The organism is Streptomyces sp. NPDC058307 (assembly GCF_042880295.1).
Taxonomy (GTDB): Bacteria; Actinomycetota; Actinomycetes; order Streptomycetales; family Streptomycetaceae; genus Streptomyces.
In genome coordinates this window covers 1-16375 of record NZ_JBHVYZ010000087.1, presented here as the reverse complement: position 1 = coordinate 16375, position 16375 = coordinate 1, and the positions used below count along the sequence as shown (strand labels likewise).

Genomic DNA, 16375 nt, shown 5'->3' with positions numbered 1-16375 from the left:
CGGGCCCGACTTCGGCAGTCGCCAGACCACCGCCCGCGCGTTTCATTTCCCGACGGCGGGCAAGCCCTCGGTACCCGTGGATCACCGCTGCCGGGTGGGCGGCCGCTCTCAGCCCTTGCCCTCGATCTCGGTGTCGGCCACGGCGATGGCGATGCCGAGTGCCGTGGCGATGTTCCGCTGCCCAAACGCCAGCCGGGCGAGAAGCCGTCGCGCGTCTGGGAGCCGAGCCGCGAGCACGGCTTCCACGTCTTGCGCCACACGTACGCCTCGGTGATGCTCGAAGCCGGTGAGTCGATCGTCTCGCTCGCGAAGTGGCTGGGGCACTCCGACCCGGCGTTCACGCTCCGGACGTACACGCACTTCATGCCGCAGGCCGGCGCGCGGGGATTGTCCGCCATCGAGGCGTGGTTCACGGACCTCGGCTGAAAGTCCCTGAGAAGTCCCATAGGGCGAAACGGCCCGCCGGATCCCCGTAAACATGCAGGTCAGAGCGTGATCGCCCTGAGTGGGGCAGAACCCGGCGTACAGCCCGACTCGTCTGCCGCTCCTTATTTTCGCAGGTCAGATGGCATGTTCGCCCGTTGAATTAACTGGCCGGGACGAATTCGCGCCGTGCGGGGCGTCTCGGACTCTGTTGGGCGCCGGGCGCGGCCAGAAGCCTCCTCGGCACGTAGATCGGGCGCAGCACCGCAGTCAGTGGATTCACGTCGTGGTACGCGGCGATCCAGACCCGCATGCCGTGGTGCGGTTTGCGGAAGATCTTCAGGCCCTGCCCGGCGCCGTGAAGGGACGATGTTGCTGCCTATCACATCGAAGAGGATGGCCATTTCGGCAGCCCACAGGGCAAGTCGGCCTTGGACATGCTCGTCCAGCGATCTTGCGTGGAAGAACATCGGGGCGAAGATGTCCTTGACGTCGTTCGCCAGCGGCGACATCCATGTGTTGTTGCAGTGCTGGCAGGCAGGTGTTGTCGGTCATTTGATACGCAGAAGGGGCAACGGCCCGGTGGAGGAGCCATCGAGTTCGTGTAGGCGTTGCCTTCGAGGATTGGTTGGGCGTCCATCGTGGTCGGGCCGTCGGGCCGTCGGCCTCTGCCCGTGCGGAGGAGTTGGACAGCCGTTCCGAGGCACGCTCGGTGAGCGGCCCCCAAGATGTAGAACAGTTCGTCGTTCGGTGGTGGAAGGGGATCCGAGAATGCGCGGCCTACGTCGACGCGTGTTCCGATCGATCAGCTCCCAGAGCGCGTGCGCCGATCTCCACCCATGAGTCGCGGGCGTGCTTGACGAGCTCGCCGCAACCAGCGGGAATTCCAGTCTGGACCAGTCGCAACTTCCGGACCCCATGTAGTCGCCATGGTTAAACCTGACAGGGGCTGAACTGATCTGCCCCGGAAAATTTCTGCCAGGCAGCGTTGCCCGCCAATTCCGGAAAGCGGCAGAGTTTCAATGCTGGCCAGCAGCGGTGTGACGCCTGTGGGCAGTCAGACGTGATACAAAGACCGGCGACCGGGGTCGAGGTAGGTGGCAAGGATGGTCACGCCCGGATTTTCTCGGATGTGACTCGCTGGCGCTTGGTAGTGATCGGGCTTTGATGCCACTCAGTGGTGAAGAGATTGCCCAAGCCGCCGTCGGCTGGACCATGGAGTCATGGACTACCGTCCCCTCCTGGCTCAGCATGCTGTCCAACTCACCCACGGCCGGCGACGCTTGAAGTGTGAGCCACGATCGAACATCGAGGTGACGCTTTGCGATTACTCTTCAAGATCTGCGTCAGAACCCGCAACCGGTGAATAAAGCCAACTGAGGATGGGACGAGCTCAGTACTTCATAGGGATTAAGAAATTTTTCTGCATGGAGTAGTCATCCTCCGGTATGCCTACAACCATTGTGACCGGTGCGACGAAGCTCGCATCCGGCTATAGCCGGATGTTGCGGGTCCAGGCTTTAGAGCTGCCCGGCGAACCAGTCTTGCATGCGGTGGCGTAGCACCGCCAGACCCAGGCGTTCTTCCAGCGTCGGATCTCGATTTCTGTTCCCATACATCGCTCGCACTTCGGGGGCCGGGCGAAAGTCTCCGCGTGTTCGTGTGCGAGCAGTTTGCGGGCGAAGTAGCCGCCGTGCATCGTCAGCATGACTTCGCGGGTGTTGCTTTGCGAGAGTGCGTTAAGGCTGCCGAGCATGACGGTGTGTTCGTCGATCACTGCGATTTTCTGGTGCATGACGTGGATGGGGACGACGGTCTGAGCGACGGTGCGCAAGTCTGCGATGAGTGCCTGACTTGTCTCTCTTCTTTGGAGTTGGTCGGTGTCGTCCCGGATGAACACGGTGACGCGTACGCCGCGGTCGGCCGCTGCTTTCAGTTCAGGGAGCAGGGAGCGGATCCGGTTGGCCACCCATGGTGCCCAGAGCCACAGGGATTGTTTTGCCTGTCGGATCTCGGTGGTGAAGGTGAGGTAGAAGTCGCGTTCGTCGTCGATGTCGGTCACTTCGACGTGCCGGCTGAGGACTTCGGCGAGGGCGATTCCGAACTCCCCGCGATGGGCCGGTGGCGTGTGCGGCGGGGTGATGAGGTGTTTGGCAGGCAGTACCCGGACACCGTGGGTGCCGACCAGGGAATCGAGTTCCGCCAGAGCTGTTCCCGGCCGGGCCCCGCTGACGCGTTGCCCGCTGGCGATGACGTATAGGCGGGTTCTGACGCGGGTAACGGCGACGTTGAACAGGCGCACGCCGTTGCGTCTCCATTCGTCTGCGCCGGGTTGGCGGTGGGCGAGAGCCATCCACAATTCGCGGCTGTCCGCGTTGCCTTCCACGGTGTCGAAGATGACGACGTCGAACTCCCGGCCCTGGAACCTGTGTGCCGTTCCGACTTCGGCCAGCGGTCTGCCACTGGAGCCTTCGACATCTCGTAGTGCTTCCAAGGTGGCTTCCGCCTGGACCCCGTAAGGGGTGACGATCCCCGCCTCCTCGCCCTGTTCGCGGTGCAGTTCCACCAGAGCCCGCGCGAGGAGAGAGCCGGCGGGCCACCAGCCTTTTCGGCTGCCGGTCAAGTGGGCTCGGGCCAGCTCGTGCAGACCGTCGGTGTCGATCAGCACGATCTCGGGATCGCTGGCGGGCCGCTCCGCAAGCGTCTGGGAGCCGCCGCGCAGCATTCCCCCGTAGGCGAGACCGTTGGCCAGTTTCATCACGGCAGGGCCGAAGCGATGCTGTTCGGTCAAGGTGACGCAGGCCGGGTGTGCCTGGGCATCCGCAGGTTCGAAGATGCCGCAGTGCTGAAAGACGTCGGGGAGCAGCCAGCGTTTGATGTCGTCGCGTTCCTGCTCCTTGAGCCCGCTCGGGATGACCGGGCCGAGCTGCATGAAATCGCCGAGCAGGACGGCAGCCCTACTGGCTTTGCCGGTGGCCAGGAGCACCTCGGGCAGAGTGGCTGCGCCGGCCTCGTCGACCAGGACCACGTCATAAGGGCCTTCGAAGACGGCCCGGTTGGAACGGAACCGGGCCAGTGTGGTGGCGACCAGCCTGGCGCTCTTGATGATCTCGCCCTGGGCGTTGCGGGCCAGCCGCTCGTATTCCTCCTGGGTGTCCTGGTACTGCTGCTCCAGCTGCGGCCTACGGGCGCTGTCGGCGGCCACAAGTGGACGGAGGCGTTCGGCCCGATCGTGCAGGGTGGGCCAGTTCTTCTTCGCGGCCTGTTCGGTCAGCGTCTGGGCCTGCTGCGCTGCGACAGCCGCCGCTGTGGCCTGGTGCCTTTCCCGCTCGGCCGAGTTACACAGTCTGTGTGCCCGCTCTGTTGCCGCCCGTGTGGCGTCGGCCTCTCTGTCGAGGTGCCGGATCTGTTCCCGGCTGAGCGGTACGGAGCCGGACAGCGCCGTGATTTTGGCATCGAGTGCGGAGATCCGGGCGGCGGCGGTATGGTGCGCGTCCACGGACTGCTGACGCGCCGCCTCCGCCTGCTCTTCGGCGTCAGCCAGTTGCTCCTGGAGTGCGACCAGCTTCTCGCGCGCACGCCAGCGAGCCACCGACCCCTTCGCCTCCCACTGCTTCACCTGATTCCGCAGGGGTCGGCACTCCTCAGCGGCCAGCAACGCATCAGCCGCTCGGTGTTCTGCAGCCTGCCGGACCCTGGCCGACTCGTCGCAGAGCCGGTCCACCTCGCGCCATACCTCGCGCGAGGGCTCTGCTGCGGCAGCCCGGTCCGATGCCACCTTCGCCGCCCCCGCAGTTTCGGCCACGCCGCGAGCGGCCTGCGCGTACCGATCGTCGGCCGCGTCGCTGCGAGCCAGTGCGGAGGCCAGGTCTTGACCGGGCGTGCGCAGCAGTTGCAGTACAGCGAAGTATCCGGTCGCGTCGAATCCGGCGAGTGCAGCGTCCATAGCGGCAAGTTGCCTGGCGCGGTCGCGGATTTCGACCAGGTCAGCCTCCACGGCGCTACGGCGCTGAGTCGTCTGCGCTAATCGGCTTTGGACCATGAGCGGCAGCGACACCGAAGGGTCTTCCGCCACCTCTTTTAGATGCGGCGGCCCCACACGGACGATCTCACCTGGACTGTGGCGCTTCTCCCGCACCACCCCGAGCAGGGCGTTATCCACAGCGATATTGGTCGCAGAGACCAGCAGCACCCGCTCGCCCCGCGCGATCAGGTCGCCGATGGCGCGTTTGAGGACGGTGGTCTTACCGGTCCCCGGCGGCCCCCACACCAGATGAACCCCTTCACCTAGGCAAGCCCGATAGGCGTCTGCCTGGGCCGAGTGGAAACCAGGAGGGTCCGGCTCCGCTCCCGGGGCCCCGCCGATGCTGCGGGCTGCCAGAGCCGCGGCCAGCGGGTGTTCGCCCAGTTGGGCGATGCCGTCGCGCAGGGCCTCGATGAGGAAGGTGGGCGGCTGCTTCAGCATCCACAGGTGGGCGTCGGGGATGTCGGCGAACTCGGCCACACGCAAGGTGAGCAGGGACCCGTTCTGCACCGTCTCGGAGACGCTGAAGCCGTCCTTCTCGATGGCCCTGTCATCAGGCCCGGCCAGCCGCAGGCTGTCCAACTGATCCGGCCCGATGTCAGTGCCGCGCAAGTCCACCGCGTACTGGCCGGGTTCACCGGTCCGGGTCGCCCGCCCGATCCGCTGCCAGCGCGCTGTTCTCCCTGCGCCTCCCTCCAAGGCGATCCATTCGCCGAGTGCCGCCGTGATCTCCTCACGCCACCCCACGTACCGTCCCCCAGCCCTGCCCCGCTTCGGACTGGCAGACCTACCCAGGCACATGGTGCAACATGCCCGGCTCGTTGGTGACCAACGGGTGGCTCGGTGCTTGTCAGTACTCGGGCCGAGCATCAGGCGACCTGCGTGAGTGAAGCCAGGAAGCGCAAACCTTGATTGTCAGCGAGTTCACAATCGCCGCTGTGTACTCCACGACGAGCGGGCTTGCCACTGTGCAACGGGACGTGGTGTAGGTGCGAGGGATGAGCCCAGTGACTCGCGCATATCCGGTCATCACAGCGGAGGTGTCGATGCTGTCGTCGCGTCGCCCACGGCGTTCCTTCGCTGGGCGCTGCCTGCGATCACGCATCCTGTTCCTGATGAGTCCGTGAAACATCGGTCCACACCGGGAAGCCGTCCTCACCTCGGTGGCGGCGACGCTCGGCGCCTCGGCACTCGGCTGAGCGGAGGTCTGTACCACTTCGGGCATCGCCTCGGCCGGCCCGGTCCCGCCCCCTCGCGGTCGGGACGGGTGAAAGGAGCGGGCCGAGCCTGCCGCTCGCGGGCGGCTGCACGGCCCTGGCGTTGGGTGGTGACCTGTTCGGCGGCGTACTGGTCGGGGGTGAGTTCGGCGGCCGAGGGAGGGTCGGCGGGGCCTCCTTCTTGGCCTCGCCCAAAGTGCGACCGGGACGGCGGGCCGGGGGCTTCGCACGGTCGCTCATGCGGTGAGCTCCTTTATGTTCGGTGTACCCGCTCAGCTCGGTGGGACCTCGCCGAAGGCCTCCATGTAGTGCACCCAGGAGTGGATACGGTCTCGGCGAGGGGGACGGCTCGTCGCGGTCCGGGCCGATGCCCTCGCCGGGCTCCGGCAGCTTGTCCTTCGCGGGGCGGGGCAGGCTGGTGCGGTCGTCGGCCTTGACGAGGACCACGTGGGCGGTGACGTCGCGCTCGTTGCGGGCGGCGGCGACCGGCACGAGCAACACGTTCGCTTCGGTAAAAGTCTCGTGGAAGAGTTTCGCGCTGCCGCTGCTGGCGTCGACCACGATCACGCTGAACTCCGCATGCTTCTTACCGATCGTAGACACGCTGACGATGGCCGCCGAACGTGGCGGGATGCAGCGCGGCTGCGTCGCACATCCACCGATGGAGGTCGCGAGGCAGACGTCGGCGCTGGCCGATCGGCTTGGTGAGGTCGCGGGGCCAGTTGACTGAGGGGGTGCTGCTTCCCCTGCTGCCTCTGAAGGAGTGGCGATTGGGTTCACTGAGGCCTTGTCAGAGGCAGGGAAACCGTTTGTAGTTAACGCTTCACGCATTGGTGAACTGACCGTAGAATTCCGCATACAGGGGGGATCAGCGGGACTTGTGCGGCCACCAGGACAGTGCAGACGTCTGTGGCCGCGCGTTGCGTTGGTGGCGGAGGGGACTGCTGTCGGCGGGTGCTCCGTTGGCCCAGAGGCGACAACAGCAGGGACCAGCGTGACGAACTTCGGTGACTTCGATGGCAGCCAGGAACTGGATCGCCTCAAGACGATGCTCGAGAGCTGGCGCAGCTCTCTTGTGGACTTGAGCGGCCGCAACCGGCTGCTCAATTTCCACCACACCAAGTCGGCTACGCTCGAAATCACGGCCCCGTCCGCCCAGGTACTCCTCAACGGCCTGGGCCGCGGCTGGGACTTCGCGCCGCTCCCCGATGAGGAGCTGGAAGCCGACGAGGGCAGGGGAACCGGTGATGTGGTCCTTGAGGAGAAGGACGCCCGCACCGACGGAATCGTCACTCAGAAGACCACCGCGCCTTCTCTGCTGCGAGCATTGAATAGTCTGCGAACCAAAACCACCCAGGTCTTCAACGACTACGGCCTGTGGACCCTCAACCTCGGCGTCGGAATGCTCCGCTGGTGTGAGGACGGAGCCGAGACCAGCAGCAACGCTCCCTTGGTCCTGGTGCCGGTGGTCATCGAGCGGGCACGCAACGGCCGGATCCGCCTCAGAGCGAGCGACGACGAGGAACCGCGTCTCAATCCGGCTCTGAAGGTGAAGCTGCAGCAATTCCATATCGACTGGACGCCGGTTGCCGAGCAGGATCCCGCCGACTTGCAAGCGGTGCTCTCCGCCACGACGCGCGCGGTGGTGGGTAAGCCCGGGTGGCAGGTCTCCGAGCGCGTGGTGCTCTCGCTCTTCGCCTCCCACAAAGAGTCGATGTATCAAGACCTGCTGGACAATGAGGACTGCGTCCTTGGCAGTGACCTTGTGCGGGCGATGGCGCTCGGCCCGAACTCCGGACTCGCCTCCGACCGTTTCGACTTCGAGGAGATCGAGCTCGACCGGATTGACGAGCTGAGTCCGCCGGAGGGCAGCCCGCTGGTGCTCGACGCTGACGCCTCGCAGCGGCAGGCCGTTGCTGCGGCTGTGGCCGGACAGTCGTTCGTGCTGGACGGTCCGCCAGGCACCGGCAAGAGCCAGACGATCACGAACATGATCGCCGGTCTGATGCACGCGGGGCGGAGCGTTCTGTTCGTCAGTGAGAAGGCGGCGGCCCTGGACGTAGTCCTCGACCGGTTGAAGTCCGTTGGACTCGACTCGTATGCGCTGGCTCTCCACAGCCACAACACCAGCCGCAAAGCGGTGGCCCAGGAGCTGGGTCGGGCGCTCGAGGAGGAGCCACGCGCACCGCAACTGTCACCGCAGACGCTGGCGCAGGCCAGGGAACTGCGCCTCGCGCTCAGCGCTTACGCCGAAGCGATGAACGAGATTCGCGACCCGCTGGGGAGGACCCTGCACGACGTGCTCGGTCGAGTCGGCCGGTTGTCCGAAGCGCCGGTGGCCTACCTGAGCCGTGGTGATGAGACCTCTACGGGGGCAGAGCCGACGTTTCGTGCAGAGACGCTCAGCGCTGAAGACCTGCGTCTGATCGTCGAGGCGACGGAAGCCATCTCCGAGGCATGGGAGGCGGTCGCTGACCCGTCATTCCCCTGGCGTCACTTGCGGGCGGGCTTGCCGCATCCACGTCCTGTTCTGGAGCAGGCGCAGGCTGCGCGGGACGCGCTGGCAACGGCCGCCGACCGGTACCGGGATCTCGTGCCTGCGGGAGTGCCCGTCACAGAGCACAGCGGAATCGACCGTCTGATCGGGCTCCTGCGGCTGCTCGATGTGCGAAGTCCGGTGCCGGAAGCGTGGCTGACCTCGGATGCCTTCGCCGACGAAGTGGACGACCCGGTCGACGCCTTCTTGGTGGAACTGCGGAAGGTGCAGCGCACGAGCTCTGCCGTCCGAGCGATGGTGGGTGAGCGGTGGCAGGAGCTGTCCAGCAGACTGAGAGCTGAGCCTGGGGACATCGAGAAAACTCTGTCCACGATGGCACCGCGCGGCCTCGACCTCGCCGGACTCACGGAAGAGCGTGCGAGACAACTCGCCAGGGATTTCGATGCGACGGCTGGTGTGCTGGAACGGACCCTGGACAGCCTCACACGCGTCAGCCACTTCACTGGACTCACGAATCCCGGCACCCCGGAGCAGGCACGTCAGCTGTGTGACGTGGTCGCGGTGGCCGGCACCGAACACCGCCCTCTTGAGCAGTGGCTGGTCCCTGATGGTCCGGCGCGGGCGGAGGAGGCAGCGGTCCGGAGCACAGCGGACGCGCTGAACGACTTCTTCTCACGACAGGACCAGGTTCGCTCTGCCCAGGCTCTGGCGACGGAACACGCGGGCCCGGGGTGGGCCGAACTGCGCCCGGAGTTGAGTGCAGAACGACCGACCAACGAACAGGCCCTAACCGAACTGGAACCGTCGGGAGCGGACATCGCGTCGCTCACCGGCCGCGAGGCCGCAGAGTTGGTCAAACGGCTCGACGCGCTCGCCGGCACCCTTGAGGAGGCTGCAGAGCACGCCGACTCAGTGGCGGAGCATCTCGGGGTCGCTTGGCCGAAGGCGACGTCCGAGGTTGAGGAGCTGGCCACGCTCACGGAGCTGGCCAAGGCCTCGGATCGCACGCTGGAGGCATGGCTCGACCCCCAGGTACTCTCCGGTGCTCAGGCAGCCATTGCGGAAATCTCTTCAGCCGCCGAAGAACTGACAGCCGCCGCGGAGGCGGCCCGTGACACCTTCCTGCCCGAAGTCGTCTCCACTCCCGAACTGCCCGAAGCAGTGCATCGGCTGCTGGAGGGCCGACAGGGATTGGCCGGTACGTTGTCCAGCGGCATCCGGGCCGACCGCAAGCTCGTGGCCCGGCTGACACACGGCGGCTCGTGGCGCGGTGACCTGTACGACAAGCTGCCGTTCGCCGACGCTTGGTGCGCCGCGCACCGCAAGCTCCGAGCACTGGCCATAAGGCACGCCGAATTGATCGGCCGTTATCGGGGCACGGATTTGCCTGATGTGCCTGCACTTCGCAAAGCCCTTGCGCACGCCCAAGCGGTCCACGCTCTCGCGCCGGAAACCGTCGGCGACCCCTACCGTCGGGGCCAGCTGGCCGCTCACCTGGCCGACGGCCGAGAGCCAGACCCCGCGTTCATTGAGCATGGAACGGCTTTGCGTGGCGAACTCGCCATTTGGCAAAGGGACTTGGCCAGCCCGTCGCTGGCCCCGTATGGGGGCGGCCTCACCAAGCAGCCACTAGATGCTGCCGCCCGCTGGCTGCGCGCTCACCTCGCTCCATTGCGACAGGGCGTCGCGCTCCTGGACACAGTGGCGTCGGTCGGTCGCCGGGACAACGGCCCCGGTTTCGAACACACGCTCGCTTCCGCGCGCACGGCGGTCAGGGTCGCGCACGCGGCCCAAAGGGAGACCGCAGCGTTCTCTGCTCAGGCCGTAAGCGATCGAAGCCTTCTAGGACCCTGGTATCGAGGCCTCGACACACAGGCGGACGACCTGCACGACCCTGCGCCCAACGGCGTGAGAGGCCACGAGCCCATGGGGCAGCTTTTGCGCCGTGCGCTTGACCTGACTCGACAGCAACCGGGCCCGTACGCCACCGAGCAACAGCGCGAGTTGCTGGGCCGGTACATCCCGCAAGGACGCCCCCACACCGAGGCACTGCGGGCGGCCCTCGATTCCGCTCGGCTGATCGCCCGCCACGCCCCCGAGACGCTCGCAGAACCAGCGCGCCGGGCCAGCCTCGTCGAGGTACTGACCGACGGTCGGCCCGAACCACGCGAACTCCTTGCCCAGACGGACCAGATCCGCAGCGATCTGAGCCGATGGCAGGAGTACACCGGCCAGCCTCACCTTGCGACGGTCGGCACAGCCCTTGCCGCCCGCTCTCTTGACCGGGTGACGAGCTGGCTACGCGCCCACGTGGAGCCTTGTGAGGACGCGGCTGACCTCATCCGCTCGACCGCCCGGGTCATGGACAAGGAGACGGGCCTTACCTTGGCGCGCGCCAGGGAAGCGGTGGCTGCCGTCGTCTCCGCCCGTGCCGCCGAGTCCTCTTTCGCGGAGAACGACACCACGTACCGAAGCCTTCTCGGCTCTCTGTACCAGGGCACCGAGACAGATCGTGATGCGATCCTGGATTCCCTGGACTGGGCCCAAAAGGTCCGTCGTACCGCACACGGTGGCCACTCCGCGCCCCTGCCCCGGGCAGCGGCCCGGCTGATGCTGGCCGCGTCACCCGACTCGTCCCTCGCTGACCGCGCCCGCGACTGGAGCCGTCAGCGCGAGGCACTTGCTGGGTACTTCGAGCCTGGACGCGCTGAGGAGCTGCGAGGCGAACTCGCCGAGTCCCTCACCGTGGCCCAGGCCGTCCTGTCCCGCCTCGACCGCGACTCCTTCGGCCCAGAAGCGTGGACCAACTGCGCGGACGCACTGACCCTGCTGCGACGCTTCCACCTCGAGGGGTTGCCCAACCAGCTCGCACGCCGCGAGGTTTCCGCCGAGGACTTCCCCGCCGCCATGGAACGCGCGGTGCTCACCGCGTGGGTCGAGCACCAGCTGGCCACCGACGCGAGGCTGAAGCCGATGCGGGCCGTGGAACGCGACCAGTTGGTGGAGCGCTTCCAGCGGGTGGACCAGGACCTGGTGGCCGCGGCACACGCCGAAGTCATCGCGGCGTGCAACTCCCGCCGCCCTCGCCGGACAACGGTGGGCCAGGCCGCCGTGATCCGCCGTGAGGCCGAGAAGCAGCGTCGTCACATGCCTGTGCGGCACCTGCTGCAGCAGACCCGCGATGTCGTACGGCTGGTCAAGCCCTGCTTCATGATGAGTCCCTTGACGGTCAGCCAGTTCCTGCCGCCGGACTTCGCGTTCGACGTCGTCGTCTTCGACGAGGCCTCCCAGGTGCTGCCCCAGGACGCGGTGAACTCCGTCTACCGAGGCAAGGCCCTCATAGTGGCGGGTGACCAGAAGCAGCTGCCGCCGACGTCGTTCTTCAGCGCGGCGGGCGACAGCGACGACGGCGACGAGTGGGACGAGGACGCCGCTGACAGCTTCGAGTCCATTCTCGACATGTGCAAGGCCAGCGGAGTCCTGCGCGGGTTGCCCCTGCGCTGGCACTACCGCAGCCGCCACGAAAACTTGATTGCTTTCAGCAACCACGACTTCTACGACAACTCCATGGTCACGTTCCCGGGCGCCTTGGAACAGGGGCCGGACATCGGAGTGGAGTTCATCAAAGCGGACGGCGTCTACGACCGAGGCGGGAACAGCGACAACCCCCTCGAGGCCACGAAGGTGGCCCAGCGGGTCATCCACCATTTCGACACGCGCCCAGAGCACACCCTCGGAGTGGTCGCGCTGTCCAAGGCACAGGCGGAGGCGATCGAGGAGGCCGTGCAGAAGGCGAGGACTGCCCGCCCTGACCTCGACCATCACTTCACGGAGGGCCGGCTCGACGGCTTCTTCGTCAAGAACCTCGAAACCGTCCAGGGCGACGAACGTGACGTCATCATCCTCTCCATCGGCTACGGTCCCGACCACCGCGGAAAACTGCTGTCCGCATTCGGGCCCATCAACAAAGAGGGCGGCTGGCGACGCCTCAACGTCGCAGTGACCCGTGCCCGGCGCCGCATGGAGGTCGTCGCGTCCTTCCACGGAGGAGATCTGCCGGACAGCCCCAATAAGAGCGTGCAGCACCTCAAGCGGTACCTGCAGTACGCCCAGCACGGTCCCGACATCCTCCGGACCGAAGCAGCCGACCCGCACGCGGTTCCGGAGAGCCCCTTCGAAGAGGAGGTCATCGACATCCTGCGCGGCTGGGGCTATGAGGTCCAGCCGCAGGTGGGCGTCGCCGGCTTCCGCATCGACATGGCCGTACGGCATCCAGGCGCACCCGGCACGTATGCGCTGGGTATCGAATGCGACGGCGCCATGTACCACTCCTCACGGGCAGCTCGGGACCGAGACCGGCTCAGGGAAGCGGTCCTGCGGGATCTGGGCTGGAAGCTGCACCGAATCTGGGGGACGGACTGGTATCGCAACCGACGGGATGCGATGGCGCGGCTGCGGGCTGCAGTGGAGGGAGCGTGTGCGGAGGATCCGCATGCGGTGCGAGTAGCGCCGCCCGTGCGGGCAGACGCCGGCGTCGGCAACCGCGACAGTACGGCGGAGACCGTGAACGGCTCCACGAACACGCGGATGGAAGAGGTCGCAGAGGTGGCGGAAGGTTCGGCGGGCTCGCGCGTGGAATTCGTGACGGTCGATGCCGGTCCCGCGCTGTGGAGCCGCCCCTACCAGGAGGTCGACCTTGACCTGTTGGCAGAGGTACGTGCTCGATCCAGCAGCCAGCGGGGCATGCGGGGTGTCGAGTTGCAGGACCCTGACGCCCTCGATGTGGTGGCGGACGTGGCGCTGTGTGTGGTTGAGGTGGAAGGGCCAGTCGAGAAGGAGGTGATCTACACGCGGGTTCGTCTCGCGTGGGGCCTCGGACGAACCGGCCAGGTGGTCCGCGATCGCATCGACCGAGCTCTTCGCCGCCTCCTCAAGCAGGGCAAGATCGTCCATGTCGGTACGGCCTACGACAGGCCCGGCCACGAGACTGAGTTCGCCCGTACGCCGACGGAGCGGTGCGCCCGACGTGTGGCGGAGGTTCCTGCGGCGGAGCGGCAGCTCGTGCTCAGAAATGTCGTCGCGGAAGGACCGGGTGTGCACCGCGAGGACCTGCTGCGGGAGGCTGCTCGCTTTTTCGGCTGGGCGAGGCTCGGGGCCGATATCCGGGACGCGCTGACGGGAGACATCGACACGCTGGTCGCGACCGGGTACTTGATCGAGCCGGAGGGCGGGCTGATGCCTGCGGAGGGTTCTTGATCCAGAGGGCGGAGCCCATGCGGTCCGCATGCGGACGCCGGTAGAGGAGACCCGGCCCGGCGTCCGCTGCCGCCACAAGGTTCACCGGTACGGCTGTCAGGGCCGCCAGGTACCCTCAAACACATCGTCAACGCGGCCCGACGGGCTTCCGCTCCACTGCGGTGGAGTTTCGAAGGACATGCCCCCACCCGCACGAGTCTCTTCGTGCTGCCTGGGGGAAGTCCTTGCTGTTCCGCGCGTCCGCGCAAACGGTCGCCGTCATGGCACTCGACGGTTCGCTGTTCCTGCACCTCACCGACAACTTCGTCCACATGCACGGCTATCGGCCCGGCACCTCGGAGGTGCGTTCCTGGGAACGGAGCATCCCCGTCCTGGCCGCCGTACTGAACGACGCCGGCCTGGGCGACGTGGAGGTCATGCTGGAGTACGCGCTTCCGCTGAACAGCAAGCGTGCCGATGTCGTCCTCGCGGGAGTGCACCCCAGTACCGGGGAGCCGTCGTACCTCGTGGTGGAGCTGAAGCAGTGGAGCCAGGTCTTGCCTGACGAGGACGATCCCACGCTGTGTCACATCGAGCGCTACAGCCACCCGGTCCTCAACCCCATCGAACAGGTGCGGCGCTACTGCGACTACCTGGTCAACTTCAACGGAGCGGTGGCTGATCACGGACATCGGATCAGCGGAGTTGCGTTCCTGCACAACGCCACAGAGTTCGACGTGGCTGGTCTGCGGGAGATCGAGCGCGACGGTCGCGGGCTGCTCTTCACAGGGCAACGCCGCGGCGAATTGCTCAATCACCTTCGTTCCAGGCTGAGCGACAAGCATTCAGGCGCGGGGGCTGCGGACGAATTGCTCTCGGGCGCCACGGTACCGTCGAAACAGTTGATGTCCGTGGCCGCCGAAGAGGTACGCGAACGCCAACAGTTCGTACTCCTCGACGAGCAGCAGGTCGCCTACCGCACGGTGCTCAACGCGGTGGAGAAGGCCAAGCGTGCAGACCGCAAGGAAGTCGTCGTCGTCACCGGTGGCCCGGGCACCGGAAAGAGCGTGATCGCCCTGCAGTTGCTCGGTGAGTTGTACCGGCGCGGGATGCCGGCCCTGCACGCCACTGGCTCACAGTCGTTCACCAAGACGATGAGGAAGGTCGCCGGTTCCCGCAAGCGGGAGGTGCAGGACCTGTTCAAGTACTTCAACAGCTTCATGACCGCTGAGAAGAACAGCCTGGACGTCCTGATCTGTGACGAGGCCCACCGAATTCGGGAGACCTCGGCCAACCGCTATACGCGCGCCGAGCACCGCACTGGCAGGGCGCAGATCGACGAACTCATCGATGTGTCCCACGTGCCCGTGTTCCTCCTGGACGAGCACCAGGTCGTGAGGCCAGGTGAGATGGGCACCGTGGCTGAGATCAAGGCTGCGGCGGCAATGCGGGACATCCCGTGCCATGTCGTTGCCCTGGACAGTCAGTTCCGTTGCGGCGGCAGCGACGCGTACCTGCGCTGGGTCGTCCGGCTCCTCGGCCTCGAACCCGGAGGCCCGACGGTCTGGGAGCCCGATGACCGCATGCAATTGCTCGTCGCCGACAGCCCTCAGGAGATGGAGGACTTCCTCCAAGCACGTCGGGCACAGGGCTACGGCGCCCGTATCTCCGCCGGCTACTGCTGGCGCTGGTCCCCGGAACCCAAGCCCGGCCACCCTCTTCCGCTCGATGTCGTCATCGGCGACTGGGCCCGCCCCTGGAACCTGCGCGGTGACCGATCGGTCTCCGGCGCACCCCCGGCCGCCCTCTGGGCAACCGACCCAGCAGGCTTCGGCCAGGTCGGCTGCGTCTACACGGCACAGGGCTTCGAGTACGACTGGTCCGGTGTGATCATCGGCCCCGATCTCGTCTGGCGCGGCGACCGCTGGGTCACGGACCGTACTGCGTCGAAGGACCCGGTCTTCAAGAAGTCCACTGCCGACACGGATGTGGACCGTCTGATCCGCAACACGTACAAGGTGCTGCTGACCCGAGGCATGGTTGGCACGATCGTCTACTCGACGGATGCAGAGACGCGGGCGAAGCTGCGTGAGTTGGTGAGCGGAGGGCGGAAACGGGAGTCCGTACAGGTCTGATCGCGAAGGGGGAGAAGGCTTCCGTGCGGATCAGGAAGGCCCGGCGATCGGGGCGATGGGATATCGCATCAGCTCTGCCTCCTTCAAGATCTCCGCGAAGGAGTCGTCGGGGTTCAGGCGAGTGACGGTCTCGCGCGTCAATGGCTGCCCCTCAAAGACATGACGAACGGCGTTGAGGTCGACGGCCTGCTCGTAATAATCCTCGGCGAACGAGACGAACGCTTCGGGTGTTGGGTTCATCAGCAGACGGAGCATCCAGTCCGAACCGTCGGGATCCGCATGGCCATGGGGGAAGTCGATATGACCGGCGTGCCACCTCGCTCCTCCTGTCTCACGCCAGAGACAGAAGGTGACTCCGGGCAGGCCGTCGTACATAAAGGCAGGCTCTTCGAGCTGAGCGTGGAAGACCTCGGGAACTGAGTCGAGCACCCCTGGCCAGACCGAGTCGCCGACGTACGGACTCATCGGTGACTCGTGGTCGAAGCCACGTATGTAGGCGCCGGCAGGGGAGAAAACGATGTCGAACTCGTCTCCGCTGCCGTTCCGCATCGAGAAGACCTCTTCGGTCTCCGACCAGTGGGCGTCGAACGAGTAGTACCTGGAGTCCCCGGGATTCAATACGGCCTCGGCCATGGCGATGGAACGGCATACCTGTCGCAGCCTGCGGATGTTCGGCAGGGTCGCAACGGCGTCGTGAACGGTCATGAGGTCATTCAAACTCACGCCACTGACATCGATGCTGATACTCAGGTTCCGGCGGTCGTGGCTCTGCCACTGACTGACGCCCTGCTGGGCTGTCTTGCCGCTGTTCTGTCCGGCCGCCGGGACCTGTTCTCATGGCTCC

Annotated in this window: 7 protein-coding genes; 4 read left to right on the top strand and 3 right to left on the bottom strand. The window is 66.3% G+C overall.

Translation table 11 applies throughout. The features are described from left to right. Nucleotides 1–108: 108 nt before the first annotated feature. Nucleotides 109–258 carry a hypothetical protein gene (locus tag ACFVYN_RS37615; RefSeq protein WP_390006734.1) on the bottom strand — a complete coding sequence of 50 codons (150 nt, stop codon included), beginning with the start codon at nt 256–258 and terminating at the stop codon, nt 109–111. Nucleotides 259–273: 15 nt separating this feature from the next. On the opposite strand from ACFVYN_RS37615, the gene ACFVYN_RS37610 reads away from it, so the two are divergent. Beyond that, nucleotides 274–426 (top strand): hypothetical protein, encoded by a 153-nt coding sequence (locus ACFVYN_RS37610; protein WP_390006732.1) that lies wholly within the window; start codon nt 274–276, stop codon nt 424–426. A gap of 1489 nt (nt 427–1915) precedes the next feature. Here ACFVYN_RS37610 and ACFVYN_RS37605 read toward each other — a convergent pair. Next, nucleotides 1916–5194, bottom strand: coding sequence for an AAA domain-containing protein (locus ACFVYN_RS37605; protein ID WP_390006731.1), 3279 nt, complete (start codon nt 5192–5194; stop codon nt 1916–1918). Between the two features lie 924 nt (nt 5195–6118). On the opposite strand from ACFVYN_RS37605, the gene ACFVYN_RS37600 reads away from it, so the two are divergent. From ACFVYN_RS37600 to ACFVYN_RS37590, 3 genes are all read left to right on the top strand, one after another. Beyond that, the gene (locus ACFVYN_RS37600; protein WP_390006730.1) at nt 6119–6394 is read left to right on the top strand and encodes a hypothetical protein; all 276 of its coding nucleotides are present in this window, start codon (nt 6119–6121) and stop codon (nt 6392–6394) included. 264 nt (nt 6395–6658) lie between these two features. Next, nucleotides 6659–13417 (top strand): DUF3320 domain-containing protein, encoded by a 6759-nt coding sequence (locus ACFVYN_RS37595; RefSeq protein ID WP_390006728.1) that lies wholly within the window; start codon nt 6659–6661, stop codon nt 13415–13417. A gap of 224 nt (nt 13418–13641) precedes the next feature. Continuing rightward, nucleotides 13642–15531, top strand: coding sequence for a DNA/RNA helicase domain-containing protein (locus ACFVYN_RS37590; protein ID WP_390006726.1), 1890 nt, complete (start codon nt 13642–13644; stop codon nt 15529–15531). Nucleotides 15532–15561: 30 nt separating this feature from the next. On the opposite strand, the gene ACFVYN_RS37585 is transcribed toward ACFVYN_RS37590, so the two are convergent. After that, nucleotides 15562–16236: a hypothetical protein gene (locus tag ACFVYN_RS37585; RefSeq protein WP_390006724.1), complete on the bottom strand. Its 675-nt coding sequence runs from the start codon at nt 16234–16236 to the stop codon at nt 15562–15564. Nucleotides 16237–16375: the final 139 nt, after the last annotated feature.

Bases quoted from the DNA above. Each gene is read 5' to 3' on its own strand.
- ACFVYN_RS37610 (WP_390006732.1), top strand. From the start codon at position 274: ATGCTCGAAGCCGGTGAGTCGATCGTCTCGCTCGCGAAGTGGCTGGGG.
- ACFVYN_RS37585 (WP_390006724.1), bottom strand. From the start codon at position 16,236: ATGACCGTTCACGACGCCGTTGCGACCCTGCCGAACATCCGCAGGCTG.